The sequence below is a fragment of the Bradyrhizobium sp. LeoA1Lang genome (assembly GCF_055413685.1).
In genome coordinates this window covers 34,955-50,770 of record NZ_JBVAPG010000025.1, presented here as the reverse complement: position 1 = coordinate 50,770, position 15,816 = coordinate 34,955, and the positions used below count along the sequence as shown (strand labels likewise).

The 15,816-nt window shown below is 63.7% G+C and carries 15 protein-coding genes; 3 read left to right on the top strand and 12 right to left on the bottom strand.

Annotated elements, in window-relative coordinates; genetic code table 11:
* The 7 genes from ACZYOF_RS11750 to ACZYOF_RS11720 form a co-directional block, all read right to left on the bottom strand.
* On the bottom strand, positions 1–1,170 hold the full coding sequence (locus tag ACZYOF_RS11750; RefSeq protein WP_463715850.1) for an aminotransferase: 1,170 nt from the start codon (positions 1,168–1,170) through the stop codon (positions 1–3).
* A 7-nt stretch (positions 1,171–1,177) separates the two neighbouring features.
* Positions 1,178–1,507, bottom strand: coding sequence for a rhodanese-like domain-containing protein (locus tag ACZYOF_RS11745; RefSeq protein WP_463715849.1), 330 nt, complete (start codon positions 1,505–1,507; stop codon positions 1,178–1,180).
* A gap of 111 nt (positions 1,508–1,618) precedes the next feature.
* On the bottom strand, positions 1,619–3,544 hold the full coding sequence (locus tag ACZYOF_RS11740) for a potassium transporter Kup (RefSeq protein ID WP_282530331.1): 1,926 nt from the start codon (positions 3,542–3,544) through the stop codon (positions 1,619–1,621).
* A 148-nt stretch (positions 3,545–3,692) separates the two neighbouring features.
* Positions 3,693–5,591 (bottom strand): potassium transporter Kup, encoded by a 1,899-nt coding sequence (locus ACZYOF_RS11735; RefSeq protein ID WP_282530330.1) that lies wholly within the window; start codon positions 5,589–5,591, stop codon positions 3,693–3,695.
* A gap of 140 nt (positions 5,592–5,731) precedes the next feature.
* Complete coding sequence (locus ACZYOF_RS11730) at positions 5,732–6,562, bottom strand: flagellar motor protein MotB (protein WP_463715848.1); 831 nt, start codon at positions 6,560–6,562, stop codon at positions 5,732–5,734.
* A 34-nt stretch (positions 6,563–6,596) separates the two neighbouring features.
* Entirely contained in the window at positions 6,597–7,370 is a 774-nt protein-coding gene (locus ACZYOF_RS11725) for a motility protein A (RefSeq protein WP_130580623.1), read from the bottom strand.
* A gap of 207 nt (positions 7,371–7,577) precedes the next feature.
* The gene (locus ACZYOF_RS11720) at positions 7,578–8,408 is read right to left on the bottom strand and encodes an SDR family NAD(P)-dependent oxidoreductase (RefSeq protein ID WP_463715847.1); all 831 of its coding nucleotides are present in this window, start codon (positions 8,406–8,408) and stop codon (positions 7,578–7,580) included.
* A 148-nt stretch (positions 8,409–8,556) separates the two neighbouring features.
* On the opposite strand from ACZYOF_RS11720, the gene ACZYOF_RS11715 reads away from it, so the two are divergent.
* Together ACZYOF_RS11715 and ACZYOF_RS11710 are read left to right on the top strand one after the other, a co-directional pair.
* Positions 8,557–8,955, top strand: coding sequence for a hypothetical protein (locus tag ACZYOF_RS11715; RefSeq protein WP_463715846.1), 399 nt, complete (start codon positions 8,557–8,559; stop codon positions 8,953–8,955).
* A gap of 200 nt (positions 8,956–9,155) precedes the next feature.
* Complete coding sequence (locus ACZYOF_RS11710) at positions 9,156–9,782, top strand: TerC family protein (protein WP_463715845.1); 627 nt, start codon at positions 9,156–9,158, stop codon at positions 9,780–9,782.
* Between the two features lie 167 nt (positions 9,783–9,949).
* Here ACZYOF_RS11710 and ACZYOF_RS11705 read toward each other — a convergent pair whose 3' ends face one another.
* From ACZYOF_RS11705 to ACZYOF_RS11690, 4 genes are all read right to left on the bottom strand, one after another.
* Positions 9,950–10,669 carry an RraA family protein gene (locus ACZYOF_RS11705; protein ID WP_282530328.1) on the bottom strand — a complete coding sequence of 240 codons (720 nt, stop codon included), beginning with the start codon at positions 10,667–10,669 and terminating at the stop codon, positions 9,950–9,952.
* Positions 10,670–10,853: 184 nt separating this feature from the next.
* Complete coding sequence (pssA, locus tag ACZYOF_RS11700; protein ID WP_394568910.1) at positions 10,854–11,735, bottom strand: CDP-diacylglycerol--serine O-phosphatidyltransferase; 882 nt, start codon at positions 11,733–11,735, stop codon at positions 10,854–10,856.
* A gap of 77 nt (positions 11,736–11,812) precedes the next feature.
* Entirely contained in the window at positions 11,813–12,511 is a 699-nt protein-coding gene (locus ACZYOF_RS11695; protein WP_130581882.1) for a phosphatidylserine decarboxylase, read from the bottom strand.
* Positions 12,512–12,554: 43 nt separating this feature from the next.
* The gene (locus ACZYOF_RS11690) at positions 12,555–14,528 is read right to left on the bottom strand and encodes an ABCB family ABC transporter ATP-binding protein/permease (RefSeq protein WP_463715844.1); all 1,974 of its coding nucleotides are present in this window, start codon (positions 14,526–14,528) and stop codon (positions 12,555–12,557) included.
* Positions 14,529–14,758: 230 nt separating this feature from the next.
* Between ACZYOF_RS11690 and ACZYOF_RS11685 the strand changes: the two genes are divergently transcribed.
* Positions 14,759–15,364: an LOG family protein gene (locus ACZYOF_RS11685; RefSeq protein WP_165421379.1), complete on the top strand. Its 606-nt coding sequence runs from the start codon at positions 14,759–14,761 to the stop codon at positions 15,362–15,364.
* 4 nt (positions 15,365–15,368) lie between these two features.
* Here ACZYOF_RS11685 and ACZYOF_RS11680 read toward each other — a convergent pair whose 3' ends face one another.
* Positions 15,369–15,746 (bottom strand): VOC family protein, encoded by a 378-nt coding sequence (locus ACZYOF_RS11680; protein WP_463715843.1) that lies wholly within the window; start codon positions 15,744–15,746, stop codon positions 15,369–15,371.
* Positions 15,747–15,816: the final 70 nt, after the last annotated feature.

The window sequence follows — 15,816 nt, the reverse complement described above, 5'->3', positions numbered from 1 at the left end:
CTACCTCTTTCGACGGTGCACCGCGTCCGACAGACGCTCGAGCGCAGTGTCGAGGGTTGCATCCTGCTTTGCAAAGCAAAAACGCACGACCGAGGTTACCGGATCCTTTTCGTAGAAGGCCGAGACGGGGATCGCGGCCACCTTGTAGTCGGTCACGATGCGCCGGCAGAACGCCTCGTCGGTCTCATTCAGACCGAGCGGCGACAGGTCGACGGTGAGGAAATAGGTGCCTTGCGATTTCAGGACGGGAAAGCCGAGGCTCTCGAGCCCTTTTGTCAGCCTATCCCTGCTCCGCGCCAGATCCTTGCGCATGTCGTGAAAATACGCATCCGCCTTGCCGAGCCCGTAGGCCACCGCCGCCTGCAGGTTGGGCGCCGTGGTGAAGGTGAGGAACTGATGCACCTTGGCGGCAACCCGCAGAAGCGGCGGCGCGGCGCAGACGAAACCGATCTTCCAACCGGTGAGCGAAAAGATCTTGCCGGCACTGCCGACCTTGATGGTGCGGTCCCGCATGCCCGGCAGCGTGATCAGCGGGATGTGCTCGCGGCCATCGAAGATCACGTGCTCCCAGACCTCGTCGCAGATCGCGACCACGTCGAATTCCTGGCAGAACCGCGCCAGCAGTTCGAGGTCTTCGCGCGGATAGACCACGGCGGAAGGATTGAGCGGATTGTTGAACAGCACCGCCTTGGTCTTGTGGTTGAAGACGCTCCGCAGCATCTCCTCGTTCAGCCGCCAGTGCGGCGGCTCCAGCCGCAGCAGGCGCGGAATGCCTCCGGCCTGACGGATGATCGGCAGATAGGAATCGTACACCGGCTGGAAGACGACCACTTCGTCGCCCGGTTCGACCATCGCGAGGATCGACGATGTCAGCGCTTCGGTGCCGCCCGAGGTCACCATGACTTCCGTCGTGGGATCGAGGCTGAGTCCGTGCCAGCGGCCGTAATGGGTCGCGATCGCCTGCCTGAGCTCGGGGATACCCATCATCGACGGGTACTGATTGTAGCCGTTGACGGAAGCATCCGCGGCGGCGCGACGGATGTCCTCCGGACCGGGATCGTCCGGAAAACCCTGGCCGAGATTGATCGCGTTGTTGTCGCGCGCGAGCTGCGACATCGCTTCGAAAATGGTGACGGGAAGGTCCGAGAAGACCTTGTTCATGGAAGTCATGGAAAGGTCAGCCGCCCGTCTTGGTCGGCAATCCCGCCGCCTTCCAGGCCAACATGCCCCCTGCCAGATGCTGGTCGTACGGCAACCCCGCCGACTGCGCCGCAAGCGATGCCGTCACCGAACGCTTGCCCGAGCGGCAGGCGAACACGACCTCTTTGCCCTGCGGATCGGGAATCTCGTCCGGATCGAACGTCGACAGCGGCACCACGACGCTATCAGGATAGGCCTCAGCCGCGACCTCGTTGGGCTCGCGGACGTCGACCAGGAGATAGCGTCCATCCGCTATTCCCTTCGACACCTCCTGGGGCGTTAGATCATGCACCTTGTGGTCGGCCACGCGCGTTCTCCAGACAATTCATGGGCTCAGCCAGCCCCCTGTTTCGGGGGCAAAGTCGCCTCTTGCGCAGGGAAAATCAAGCACCGCAAACAGCTTAGGACCGGCAAAAAGCTAGATCGTCACCTGCGTTCCCACCTCGACGACGCGGCCGGTCGGGATCTGGAAATAATCGGTGGCGTCGTTGGAGGCGCGGCTGAGCGCGATGAACAGATGGTCCTGCCAGCGCGGCATGCCGGAATGCGCGGCGGGCTTGAGCGAGCGCCGCGACAGGAAGAACGAGGTCGACATGATGTCGAACTGCCAGCCGAGCTTGCGGGCGATCGCCAGCGTCTTCGGCACGTTCGGCGATTCCATGAAGCCGAAGCGCAGCGTCACCTTGGAGAAGGTCGGGCTGATCTGCTCCATTCGCACCCGCTCGGACGGGTCGATCCGCGGCGTCGGCGCGGTCTCGATGGTGAGAATGACGTTCTTCTCATGCAACACTTTGTAGTGTTTTAGACTATGCATGAGCGCGGTCGGCGCACTGGCAGGATCGCTGGTCAGGAACACCGCCGTGCCGGAGACGCGCTGCGGCGGCCGTTTCTCCAGCATCGCGATGAGGTCGGCGAGCGGGAATTCCAGCTTGCGCGACTTCTCGAACAGCAGCCGGCTGCCCCGCCGCCATGTGTACATCAGCAGCATCACGGCGCCGCCGAGCGCCAGCGGCACCCAGCCGCCTTCCAGCACCTTCAGCAGGTTTGCCGTCAGGAAGGTGAGATCGAGAAACAGGAAGGGCGCGATCAATGCGGCGGCGGCGAGCGGCGACCATCGCCAGACCTTCCACACCACGACAAAGCCCATCATGCCCGTGACCACCATGGTGCCGGTCACCGAGATGCCATAGGCCGAGGCCAGCGCGCTGGAGGAGCGGAACATCACGACCAGCAACAACACCGCGATAAGCAGCATCCGGTTGATGCGGGGAATAAAGATCTGCCCCGAATGGGCTTCCGAGGTGTGGCGAATCTCGAAGCGCGGCAGCAGGCCGAGTTGGATCGCCTGGCGCGTCAGCGAATAGGCGCCGGTGATGACGGCCTGGCTTGCAATGACGGTCGCGATGGTGGCGAGCACAACCATCGGGATCAGCGCCCAATCCGGGAACATCAGGAAGAACGGATTCTCGATCGCCTTGGGGTCGACGATGACGAGCGCCGCCTGCCCCATATAATTCAGCACCAGCGCCGGCAGCACGATGAACAGCCAAGCGACCTGGATCGGCCGTTTGCCGAAGTGCCCGAGATCGGCATAGAGCGCTTCCGCGCCGGTGACGGCGAGAAACACCGCGCCGAGGGTGACGAACCCGATCACACCGTGATGGAGCATGAAGGAGACCGCGTAGAGCGGATTGAAGGCCAAAAGGACCTCAGGATGTCTGATGATCTGCGGCACGGCTGCGATCGCCAGCACAGCAAACCAGACACACATGATGGGTCCGAAAAACGCAGCAACCCGGGCGGTGCCGTGGGACTGCACGGCAAACAGCGCCACCAGGATCAACGCCGTGAGCGGCACGACATAATGTTCGAAGGTCGCGGTGACGAGCTTGATGCCCTCGATCGCCGACAGCACCGACAGCGCCGGCGTGATCACCGCGTCGCCGTAGAACAAGGCCCCGCTGATGATGCCGAGCATCACGACCGCGCCGGCGCCCTTGGTAACGGCGCGTTCGGCCAGCGCCATCAGCGCCAGCGTTCCGCCCTCGCCGTGGTTATCGGCGCGCAGCAGAATCACCACATATTTAAGCGTGACGACGACGATCAGCGCCCACAGGATCAGGGAGAGCACGCCGAGCACGGCCTGCGTCGTGGCGACGCCACTATGCTCGCTTGCCGCCACAACGGCTTCGCGAAGAGCGTAGAGCGGGCTGGTACCGATGTCTCCGTAGACGACGCCGATGCTGCCGAGCGTCAGCGCTCCGAACCCCGCCGTGGAATGCGCCTCTCCATGTCCACTGGCCGCGGGCGTTTCCGCCGCGGTGACCGCACTCTCGGACGACATGGGAGGGAGCCTCTATTGTTCACTGCACAATGAAACAGCGCGGCAGGGCTATATCCTCGCTCGAATGCATAGGTTAGGCGAGAAATGGGCTGCCGCCATGCATTTTACACATAGGTCAATCGTTTAACCAGCCACAATCGTGCGCCGGTCAGATAGTTACCTGGGTGCCGACCTCAACCACGCGCCCCGTCGGAATCTGAAAATAGTCGGTGGCATCGTTGGCGGAGCGGCTCATGGCGATGAACAGGTGATCCTGCCATAGCGGCATGCCCGACTGCGCCGCGGGTTTGAGAGACCGCCGCGACACGAAGAATGACGTCGCCATGATATCGAACTGCCAGCCGAGCTTGCGGGCGATCACCAGCGCCTTCGGGACGTTCGGCGATTCCATGAAGCCGAACCTGAGGCGCACCTTGGAGAACTTGTCGCTGACGCGTTCCATGTAGACGCGCTCGGAGACATCGACGCGCGGCGTCTGCGCCGTCTCGATGGTCAGGATGACATTGTGCTCGTGCAGGACCTTGTTGTGCTTGAGGTTGTGCAGCAGCGCGGTCGGCACGAAGCCGGGATCGCTGGTGAGAAACACCGCGGTGCCCTTGACGATATACGGCGGCCGCTTCTCCAGGCTCTTGATCAGGTCGTCAAGCGGCACCTCGATGCGCCGGGTCTTGGCGATCAGGATGGCCGTCCCGCGCCGCCAGGTCCAGATCATGGCCGCCATGGCTGCGCCGAACAAAAGCGGCACCCAGGCGCCCTCGAACAGTTTGAGGAGATTGGCGCTCAGGAAGGTCATGTCGACCACCACGAACGGCACGATCACCGCGGCCGCGGTCGCTGCGCGCCAGTTCCACAATTTCCAGATCACCACAAAGCCCATGATGCCGTCGGCGACCATGGTGGTGGAAACCGCGATGCCGTAGGCCGATGCCAGTCCGCTCGAGGTGTGGAACATCAGCACAAGCAAGAGGACACCGACCAGCAGCAGCCGGTTGACGCGCGGCAGATAGATTTGCCCGGCATGGGACTCCGAGGTGTAGCGGACCTCGAAGCGCGGCAGCAGGCCGAGCTGCACCGCCTGGCGGACCAGCGAATAGGCGCCGGTGATGACGGCCTGGCTCGCGATCACAGTGGCGGCGGTCGCGAGCACCACCAGTGGCAGCAGCAGGAAGTCGGGAACCATCCGATAAAACGAATTCTCGATCGCGGATGGATCGGAGAGCACCAGCGCCCCCTGCCCGAAATAATTGAGCAGAAGCGACGGCAGCACGAAGAACAGCCAGCCGGACTGGATCGGCTTGCGGCCGAAATGGCCGAGATCGGCATAGAGCGCCTCGCCGCCGGTGACGGCCAGGAACACTGCGCCCAGCGTCACCAGCCCGATGGTGCCATGCGTGAGCAGGAACTGGAGCGCGTAATAGGGATTGATCGCCGCCAGCACCGACGGGTCATCCTTGATGTGGACCAGCCCCATCACGGCAAGCGTAGCGAACCAGACCACCATCACAGGCCCGAAGGCGGAAGCAACCCGCCCGGTGCCGATGCGCTGGACCGAGAACAGGACGACCAGGATGACGATCGTGACGGGCACCACGTAATGTTGAAGTGCGGGCGTCGCGAGCTTGAGGCCTTCGACCGCCGACAGCACGGAGATCGCCGGCGTGATCATGGAATCGCCGATGAACATCGAGGCGCCGACCACGCCGAGCGCCAGCAACAGCCAGCTTCTCCGCCCCAGCGCCCGCTGCCCCAGGGCCATCAGCGAGAGCGTGCCGCCCTCGCCGTTGTTGTCGGCGCGCAGGAGCAGCAGCACGTATTTCGAGGTGACGACGATGAAGAGCGCCCACAGGATCAGCGACAGCACGCCGAGGACGATGATTCGGGATACCGGCTGCCCATGCGTCGCGCCGGCGACTGCCTCGCGGAACGCATAGAGCGGCGAGGTACCGATATCGCCGAACACCACGCCGATACTGCCCAGCGTCAAGGCCCAGAAGTTGGACGTAACCGGCCCCTCTTGGACCTCGCTGGATGAGACGCTGACAGCCATGGCGGGGGGAACGCCCAATCTGCTAGTTTGATCCGGCGCGGCTATCCACGCTTCCGCGTTCCCTGTCAACGGTTGCGGCGGCCGCGACAAGCGCGTAACGGTCCCCGGCTGGACAGGCGGCAGATAGTAAATTCGGCAGATTACGGCTTCAAGCCGGGCGGCAGCGGCGGATCCTCACGCATCAAGGTGATGGTGACGCGACGGTTTGCCGCGAGCGAAGGATCGTCCGGAAACAACGGCTGGCTGTCCGCCTTGCCCGAGACGGCGAAGATGTGCGAGGGGGGCAGCCCTTCGCGCTCGAGGATCTGGCGCACCGCATTGGCTCGGTCCGCCGACAGGTCGAACGCACCGTATTCGCTGCGCGCCGGCACGAAACCGGCGGCGGTGTGGCCGACGATGGATACGCGCAGCGGCGTTGCCTTGAGCGGCCCGGCAAGCTTCTGGATCAGCCGCCGCGTGCGGTCGTAAGGTATCTTGGAGCCGTCGGCGAACATCGAGCGGCCGTCCTGGTCGATGATCTCGAGGTTGAGGCCCTCCTTGGTTTCCTCGAACATGATGTGCTTGGACATTTCGGTCAATTCCGGCATGTCCTGCAGCGCCTGCCGGAGCGAAGCGGACGCGAGCGCAAAGGCGCGGTCGGTGTGCAGCTTGGCGCCGTTCTCCTGATTGCGCTCCTTCTCGTCGGGTGTCGGCCTGTCCGAGGTCTCTTCCGGCGAGATATGCTCGACGTTCTTCAACTTCGGCCGCGTCGGCAGGCCGTCGGATTCGATGATGCCGGAATAGCGCACATTGGTCTGCGAGCCGAAGGCGTCGCGCATCGAACCTGCGACGATCTTCAGCTTGTTGTTGTCCATGCTGGAGAAGGCGACGAGCATCACAAAGAAGCTCATCATCAGCCCCATCAGGTCGGCGAAGGTCACGAACCAGCCGTGACCTCCGGTATGTGCATCGCCGCGCTTTTTCTTGGCCATCGCGTGAAGCTCCGGATCGCTGCCAGGCCGAAGGTCAGGCCGGCACCGGCTCGCCCTCTCCTTCGCGGTGCTTTTCCGGCAGATAGGCGAGCAGCATTTCGCGAACCAGCGCCGGGCTCTTCGAATCGCGGATCATCAGGATGCCGTCGATGATCAGGGTGCGGTTGGTCTCCTCGTCCAGCAGCTTGCCGTGCAGCTTGTCGGCGATCGGCAGGCAGAACAGGTTCGCAACCAGCGCCCCGTAGAGCGTGGCCAGCAGCGCGGTCGCCATGAATGGACCGAGCTTTGAGGGATCGGTCATATTGGCGAACATCTGCACCATGCCGATCAAGGTGCCGATCATGCCGAAGGCCGGCGCGCAGTCGCCGATCGCGCGGTAGATCTTGCTGCCCTCGTCGAGATGCATCAGGAAATTGTCGCGGTCGCGCTCGAGATTGTCGCGGATGAATTCGAGGTCGTAGCCGTCGGCGACGTAGCGGATTCCCTTGGCCAGGAAGGGCTCGTTGGTCTCGACCTTTTCAAGGCCGACCGGCCCCTGCTTGCGGGCAATCTCGGCGATCCGGGCCAGTTCGTCGACCAGATCGCGCGCCGACAGCCGGCTCACGGTGAAGGCGAATTTCGCACCCAGCGGCAGGCCATGCAGGATCGCGCCCAATGGAAAGCGGATCATCGTGGCCGCGACCGATCCGCCGAAAATGATGATCATCGCATGTTCGGAAATGAACATGTGCAGGTCGCCGCCCATGAGCATCATCACTGAAATGACGATAATGCCCGCCAAGAGCCCGGCGCCCGTCATAATATCCATGGGAAACTCCAACGCGTACGCAATACACCGCCTGTCCTGGACGGTGCACGACCCAACCCCGGACCGCGCCGGAAAACCCTACGTGGCCGCCATTAAAGACGCGTAAAGGTTAAGCCGAAGAGGAACCCGTAAAATCCCGAGTGGACGCGTGGAGTTTAGGCGCGGCGCCGGTCTCAATCTTTCGCTAACCATAATCGCCGGCGCAGCTCAGTGACCGGCATCGAGCCCCGTGAGTTCGAGACTGAGCGCGCGGAGCCGTCTCCGTGCCGACGCGTCATAGGCTTGCGGATTGGCCCTGGCCTCGTTCATGCCGTTGAAGAACAGCCCGCTTTCGTCGGCGACATCGTCGCCCGACACCAGATGCAGGATCGCTTCGCCGCCCTGCTCGACGGTGGAGATCGGGGTGATGCCGCCCGCGCGCACCATGGTGGTGTTCATGTAGGTCGCCGGGTGCAGCGAATTTGCGGTGACGCCCGAGCCTTTCAACTCTTGCGCAAGATCGACCGTGAACATGATCTGCGCAAGCTTGCTCTGGGCGTAGGCGCGCGGGCCGCTGTAGTTCTTCGTGATCATCACGTCGTCGAAGTCGATCGGATGCTGGCCGAGCGAGGCGACATTGACGATCCGCGACGGCGCGCTCGCTTTCAACAGCGGCAGCAAGAGACGCGCGAGCAGGAAACCCGCGAGGTAGTTCACGGCAAAGCGCAGCTCGTAGCCGTCCCTGCTGGTCTGCCGCGCCGGCCCCTCGCTCTGCGTACCGATCCCGGCATTGCTGACGAAGACGTCGAGCCGCGTGTGGTTTCCGAGCACGGCCTCCGCAAGTTTTCGCGTCTCGGCAAGCGAGGACAGGTCGGCCTGGTAGAAAATGGGCTCGTGGCCCCCTGCCCGCCTGATCTCTTCGATCAGCGATGCCCCGCGCGCTTTGTCGCGTCCATGGACCAGCACGCTGGCGCCGCCGATGGCGAGCCTCTTCGCAACATAGCGGCCGACGCCGTCGGTTGAGCCGGTGATGAACACGGTCTTGTCACGCATTTCCATCGCGCACCTCCCGTCCCTGCCCTCGTGGGTTCCGCATGGCGGCCGAGCGACAACTACACCCGTCTGCGGCGCTGCGCCACGGGTCAGAAACCTCCCGCACGCAAGAGTGTTTTGCTATTGGTTGCCGCCGATAGCTGGGCGTCAGCAGATGCCGCGCGGCTGCTATTGGGCGTTCGTTCATTCAGGGGAACAGATGTTGGCCTCCAGTTCAAACTGGATCATGCGAAATACTCCGTCGCTGGAGCCTTTCGGGCTGTTCGCGCTGTTCGGCGTCCTGACCGTGTTCCCTGCCATCCTGATGATCCGAGTGCTCGAACCCGAGCTCGTGCTGCCCGCATTCAGCATCCTGCTGTTCGCGGAGGCGGCGGTCGCCGCCATCGTGGCGCGCCTGATCCAGGCTCGGGAGAACTCAGGGAAAGTCACGTGGTGGGATTTTGCCGGTGCATTCACCTTCATGGGGTGTGCAGCGGCAATCTTTGGCGAACCGGACCAGGCGGCGCTGTTCTTCGAGGAAGAAGCCGTCGCACGTTCGAATTCGCGACCGTAACTATACTAGAGCGTACCAGGCCGGGCCCCTCTGGCAGCCGACAGGCTGCGATGTCGGACTGGAGTTAAGTTGGAGTGGCCCTGCTTTGATCTGCGGCATTGATCGCGGGACATATCGGTGAATCCCTCACCGATATGCATCGCCATCAAGCCGGCATCTAATCCGGGGTCACTCTCCAGACCAGAAGGGGAGCATGACCCGTGTCCGAATTTCTTGGCTTTGAATTCCTGTCCGCGCTGCTGCAGGTCGTTCTGATCGACCTGGTCCTCGCCGGCGACAATGCCGTCGTGATCGGCCTCGCCGCAGCAGGCCTGCCCGAGAAGCAACGCAGCAAGGCGATCCTGATCGGCATTCTGGCGGCGACCGTGCTGCGCATCCTGTTTGCCGTCGTGGCGACGCAGATCATGCAGATCGTCGGCCTCTTGCTCGCCGGCGGAATCCTGCTGTTGTGGGTGTGCTGGAAAATGTGGCGCGAGCTGCGCGCCGCCGCGAAGGAAGAAGCCGACGCAGAGCTCGGTGGCGCGTCTGCAGACGGGGCACCCCGGAAGACGCTCTTCCAGGCCACGACGCAGATCATCGTTGCCGACGTCTCAATGTCGCTCGACAACGTCCTGGCTGTCGCGGGAGCCGCGCGCGAGCACCCGAGCGTGCTGATCTTCGGCCTAATCCTCTCCATCGCACTGATGGGCGCAGCCGCAACCTTCATCGCGCGGCTGCTGCAGAAGCATCGCTGGATCGCCTATGTCGGCCTGGCCGTCATCCTCTATGTCGCCATCGACATGGTCATTCGCGGCGCCCACGACGTCGCCAAAGTCGCGGCGATATGACGATTCTTGTCTTGACGCGTTTTCTTCACGCGAACCGGTGTCCACTTCGCTCGAAAACGCTCTAGCCTAAAGCGCGATGAGATGAGGATGAATCATCATCGCGCTTTAGGTTATTGTTTGAGCATGATCTTTTCGGAAAACCGCTTCACACTTTTCCGGATCATGCTCTAGTGGATCTCGGCCGAGCGTTTCAGCGCTTCCTTGAGCTTCTCCAGCGAGAAGTCCGGGCTGCGCGCGATCTCCAGGATCGGCGTCTCGCGACGCGCGCAGAGTTCGGCCGCATCCGGCAGCTTGGCGGCGACATCGATCGGGATCACGATCGCGCCGTGGCTGTCGGCATGGATAAGATCGTCGGAGCGCACGGTCATGCCGGCAACCCGCACCTCGCCGCCGAAGCTCTCGGCATGCACCCAGGCATGCGACGGGCCGATCGATCCTGCGAGCGCCTGGAAGCCCGGCGCCCATTGCGGGATGTCGCGGATCGAGCCGTCGGTGATCACGCCGAGACAGCCGAGCGCCTTGTGCACGTTGCTCTGCACCTCGCCCCAGAACGCGCCATAGCCGACATCGGCGCCATCGATATCCTGGATCACGGCGATGCGCGGACCAAAGCCGGTGCCGACATATTCGTAATATTCGATGCGGCGCTTGGCCTGCTCGGCTGCCGGCAGACCGGATTGAAGGACGGAACGGATCGTGACCGTGCGGGCATAGCCGACGATCGGCGGCAGGTCCGGAAACGGGCAGACCAGCGGCTTCGTGGTGTAGCCGATCAACCGCCGTTCCGGGGCGACGATCTCCATCGCGTTGCAGATCGTCGGCGTGTCATAGCGCGCCAAGGCTTCGAGCACGGACGCGGACAGCGGGGCGGCGACGGCTTTATTCACGGCGTTTCTCCTGGCAAATGGACGCTTCTTGGCGAGACGATCTTGGCCCATGCCTATAGCCGAGATCGGCCGTGAACCCAACCAAGCTTCCGCTCATGGCTGATATTTGGGGGAAGCCAACTCTCGCCCCTCACGGTGAGGAGGCGCGTCTTCGCGCCGTCTCGAACCATGAGGGTCTAGCGCTTCAATTAAGGCGCGCCGGACGGTCGTCGTGGTCGGCGTCAGTGACACCCGGATAGCTCGGCGACGGAGTTGGCGACGTCGAGGCCCCGGCCGGCACAGCCGCCTGCGCCTCCGCGGCGCGCGCGTGGTCGCGATAGGTTTTCCAGCCCCATGGCAGGCTGATCAGGTACAGCACCGAGCCCGCGGAGAGGATGTGCCAGGGATAGCTGACCAACAGCGCGATGAAGAACACCACCGAGACGAACACCGGCAACAGCATTTCCGGCGGCACCCGCATGCGCATCGTCTTGCCGGAAAACACCGGCAGGCGCGACACCATCAGGAACGCGATCAGGAGCGTGTAGAAGGCCGTCAGCATCGTCGGCGGCGTAGTGATGCCCAGGAAGCCCAGATAGACCGGCAGCAACACCGTGATGGCGCCAGCCGGCGCCGGCACGCCGGTGAAATAGTTTGCCGCGAACGCCGGCTTGTTTGGATCGTCGATCGAGGCGTTGAAGCGGGCGAGCCGCAGCCCGCCACTGATCGCGAACACCATGGCCGCAATCCAACCGCCATTGCCCAATTCGTGCAGTTGCCAGAAATAGAGGATCAGGCCCGGCGCCACGCCGAAATTGACGAAATCCGCTAGGCTGTCGAGCTCGGCGCCGAATTTCGACTGGCCCTTGATCAGGCGCGCAATGCGCCCGTCGATGCCATCGAGCGCTGCGGCAAACACGATCGCGGCGACCGCAAGCTCCATCCGCCCTTCGGTCGACAGGCGGATCGCGGTCAGGCCGGCGCAGATCGCGAGCAGCGTGATGACATTGGGCACCAGCAACCGGACCGGAATCTGGCGAAACCGCCGGCGGCGCAGTTCCGGATGTTTGGAATCGATCTGCATCATGGCTCGCGACTATATAGCAAGCGCCGGCCCCCTCCGCCATTCCAGCGGCAAGGCGCCGCAATTGGCGGTGCCGATGGTTAATCGGCCCGGTAGGTCCACCCCGGCTCGGGGGTGCGGAAATCGGCTAGGACGGTCTCGCCGGCGATCGCCGTCTGGCCCTCGGAAACCAGCGGCTTGGTGCCTTCGGGCAGGTAGACATCGAGCCGCGAGCCGAACCGGATCAGGCCGAACCGTTCGCCGGCGCCGATCGACTGGCCTTCGCGCACGAAGGAGACGATCCGCCGCGCCACCAAGCCCGCGATCTGGACCACGCCGATGCGGCCGTTGGGCGTCGAGATCACGACCGAGTTGCGCTCATTGTCCTCGCTGGCCTTGTCGAGCTCCGCATTGATAAAGGCGCCCGGCCGGTAGGCGATGCGGTCGATCCGCCCCGCGACCGGGCTGCGGTTCACGTGGCAGTTGAACACGCTCATGAAGATCGAGACCCGGGTCAGCGCCTTATCGCCCAGTCCGAGTTCGGCCGGCGGCAGGGCTTGGGTGATCATCGAGACGCGCCCGTCGGCGGGCGCCACCACGAGCCCGTCCCGCACCGGCGTCACCCGCACCGGATCGCGGAAGAACAGCGCGCACCAGATCGTCAGCACGGTCCCGATCCAGCCCAGCGGCGTCCAGATCCAGAACAGGATCAGGCTCGCCAGCGCGAAGCCGCCGATGAACGGATAGCCCTCGGGATGGATGGGCGGAATCTGCGCGCGTATGGAATTGGCGATCGACATCGAATCTCACTCGGTTTCCCAGACCTGGGGACGGAGATGGAGCCTATTCCGCAGCCGTCGGCAAGGGTTTCTCGACCGGATCAGGCTCGGGTTCGTCGACCGGAGGCGGCTCGCGGTTCGGCGCCTCGCTGCCGTCGTCGACCATCGCCAGCTTCTCGCGCGCCTCCTCGGCCTCGCGCTGCCTGTTCCACATACTGGCATAAAGCCCGCCTTGCGCCAAAAGCCGGGGATGAGTTCCGCGCTCGGCGATGCGGCCCTGGTCCAGGACGATGATCTCGTCGGCACCGACGATGGTCGAAAGCCGGTGCGCGATCACCAGCGAGGTGCGGTTGCGCGAGACGCGCTCGAGCGCGGCCTGGATCTCGTGCTCGGTGTGGCTGTCGAGCGCCGATGTCGCCTCGTCCAGCACCAGGATTGGCGGCGCCTTCAGCACCGTACGCGCGATCGCCACCCGCTGCTTCTCGCCGCCCGACAGTTTCAGGCCGCGCTCGCCGACCTGAGTCTCATAGCCCTTCGGCGACATCCGGATGAACGTATCGATCTGCGCGAGCTTCGCCGCCTCCTCTACCTCGGCATCACCAGCATCCCAACGGCCGTAGCGGATGTTGTAGCGGATGGTGTCGTTGAACAGCACGGTGTCCTGCGGCACCATGCCGATCGAGGCGCGCAGCGAGGCTTGCGTGACGTTGCGGATGTCCTGGCCGTCGATCAGGATCCTGCCGCCGGAGACGTCGTAGAGGCGGAACAACAGCCGCGAGATCGTGGACTTGCCGGCGCCGGAGGGGCCGACGATCGCGACCGTCCTGCCGGCCGGCACCTCGAAGGAGAGGCTTTTCAGGATCGGCCGGTCCGGCTCATAGGCGAAGCGCACATCCTCGAACCGCACGCTGCCGGCCGTCACCGCCAGCGGTTTGGCATCGGGCGCATCCTTGATCTCCGCCTTGCGCGCCAGCACGCCGAACATCTTCTCGATGTCGATGATCGCCTGCTTGATCTCGCGATAGACCATACCCATGAAGTTGAGCGGCTGGTAGAGCTGGATCATCATGGCGTTGACCAGCACGAAATCGCCCACCGTGTTGCTGCCATTGCGGATGCCAATCGCGCACAGCAGCATGATCGCCGTCAGGCCGGCGGTGAAGATGATCGCCTGCCCGGTATTGAGGATCGCGAGCGACGTATAGGTCTTGGTGCTGGCGTGCTCGTAGCGCGCCATCGAGCGGTCGTAGCGCTCGGCCTCGCGCGCCTCGGCGCCGAAATATTTCACGGTCTCGTAGTTGAGCAGCGAGTCGATCGCCTTGGTGTTCGCTTCCGTGTCGGAGTCGTTCATCTTGCGGCGGATCTCGATCCGCCACTCGGTCGCGATATAGGTGTAGTACATGAACGCCGCGACGGTGATCACGACGACGCCGACATAGCGCCAGTCGAACTGCCAAAGCAGCACGGCCGTCAGCAGCGCAACCTCGACCACCGTCGGGATCAATTGCAGGATCACCATCCGCACGATGGTCTCGATGCCGGTGCGGCCGCGTTCGAGGATGCGCGTCAGTCCGCCGGTCTTGCGTTCCAGGTGAAAGCGCAGCGACAATTCGTGCATGTGCACGAAGGTGAGATAGGCGAGCCGCCGTACCGCGTGCATGGCGACGCGGGCAAAGATGCCGTCGCGCCATTGCGTCAGCACCGCCATCAGGACACGCACCGCGCCATAGCTCGCCGTCATCAGGAGCGGCGAAGCGATCAGCCACATCGTCCAGTTCGACGATTGCACCGGTGCGCTGGGCGTGCCGTTCAGCGCGTCGATCGCCCATTTGAAGGTGAAGGGCACTGACAGCGTCGCGAGCTTGGCGAGGAGCAGAAGCACCATCGACCACGCTACACGCATCTTCAGATCAGCGCGGTCGCCAGGCCAGATGTAGGGCCACAGATGCGCAAGCGTTCCGATCAGGGTCGCCTTCTCGGCGCTGCTTGCATCGGCAGATGACATATCGTTCAGGCGCAGTTGGGGTTTGGACGACATTAACCCATCGCCGCCGTCAGGACGGCGCGCCGGTTCGCTGTCACGTGATTTGCATGGATCCGCATTGTGCCCGTCATATAGGCGATTTTGATCTCGCGGAAACCCTCATGGAGTGGATCTTTCACGATTTTCAGCGATTTACGCCACTTTTACGCCACGCCACGTGAAATGCCGGGCTTGACGTTTTTTTCGTTGCAGTGCCACATGAGCGGATGAACCAAATCAGACCAATGAACCAGATCAAGACCGTCTGCGTCTATTGCGGCTCCGGCCCCGGCACCAGCCCCAGCTTTGTCGAAGCAGCCAACACGCTCGGAAGGATCTTTGCCGAGAGTGACATCCGCCTCGTCTATGGTGGCGGCTCAATCGGACTGATGGGCGCGGTCGCGACCTCCACACTCGACCATGGCGGCAAGGTCACCGGCATCATCCCGGATTTTCTCCGCGCCCGCGAGAACGCGCTCACGCGCGTCCAGGAGATGATCGTCACGCCCGACATGCACGAGCGCAAGCGGCTGATGTTCGAACGGTCGGATGCCTTCGTGGCACTGCCCGGCGGCATCGGCACGCTTGAGGAACTGGTCGAGCAGCTCACCTGGCAGCAGCTCGGCCGGCATACGAAGCCGGTGCTGCTCGCCAATATCGACGGTTTTTGGGAGCCGCTGCTCGCGTTGCTCGATCATATGCGCTCGACGGCCTTCATCCGCGCGACGCTGCCGCTCGAGGTGCTGACGGCCGACCGCGTCGAGGATATCGTGCCTCGCCTGCGCGCCGCTGCCGCGCGCTCGCCCGAGGCCGGCAAGGAACTCGCGCCAGACGTGGCGCGGCGACTGTAAGAGCTCACTCGCTCGGAAACGTCACCGCCTCGATGCGGTTGCCATCGGGGTCGGTGACGAAGGCCGCGTAGTACCTGACACGGTCGTGCGGGCGCAGGCCAGGCGCGCCGTCCGAGCGGCCGCCGGCACTCAGCGCCGCAGCATGGAAGGCATCGACGTCGGCAGTTGATTTTGCCCGCAGGCAGACGTGGCTGCCACTGTCAGAGGCGACCGGCTTCATGCCGGCGCGCAGGTTGATCCAGAATTCGGGATAGCTCTTGCCGAACCCGATCGTGGCCGGACGGGTGACCAGACGCGAGAGGCCAAGCGGCGCGAGCGTCGCCTCATAGAAACGCGCGGAACGTTCGAGATCGCTGACGCCGACGGAGATATGGTCGATCATGCGTGGCCCTCACCCCAGGTTCACCGTCATTGCGAGGAGCGAAGCGACGAAGCAATCCATGCGTCCGCTT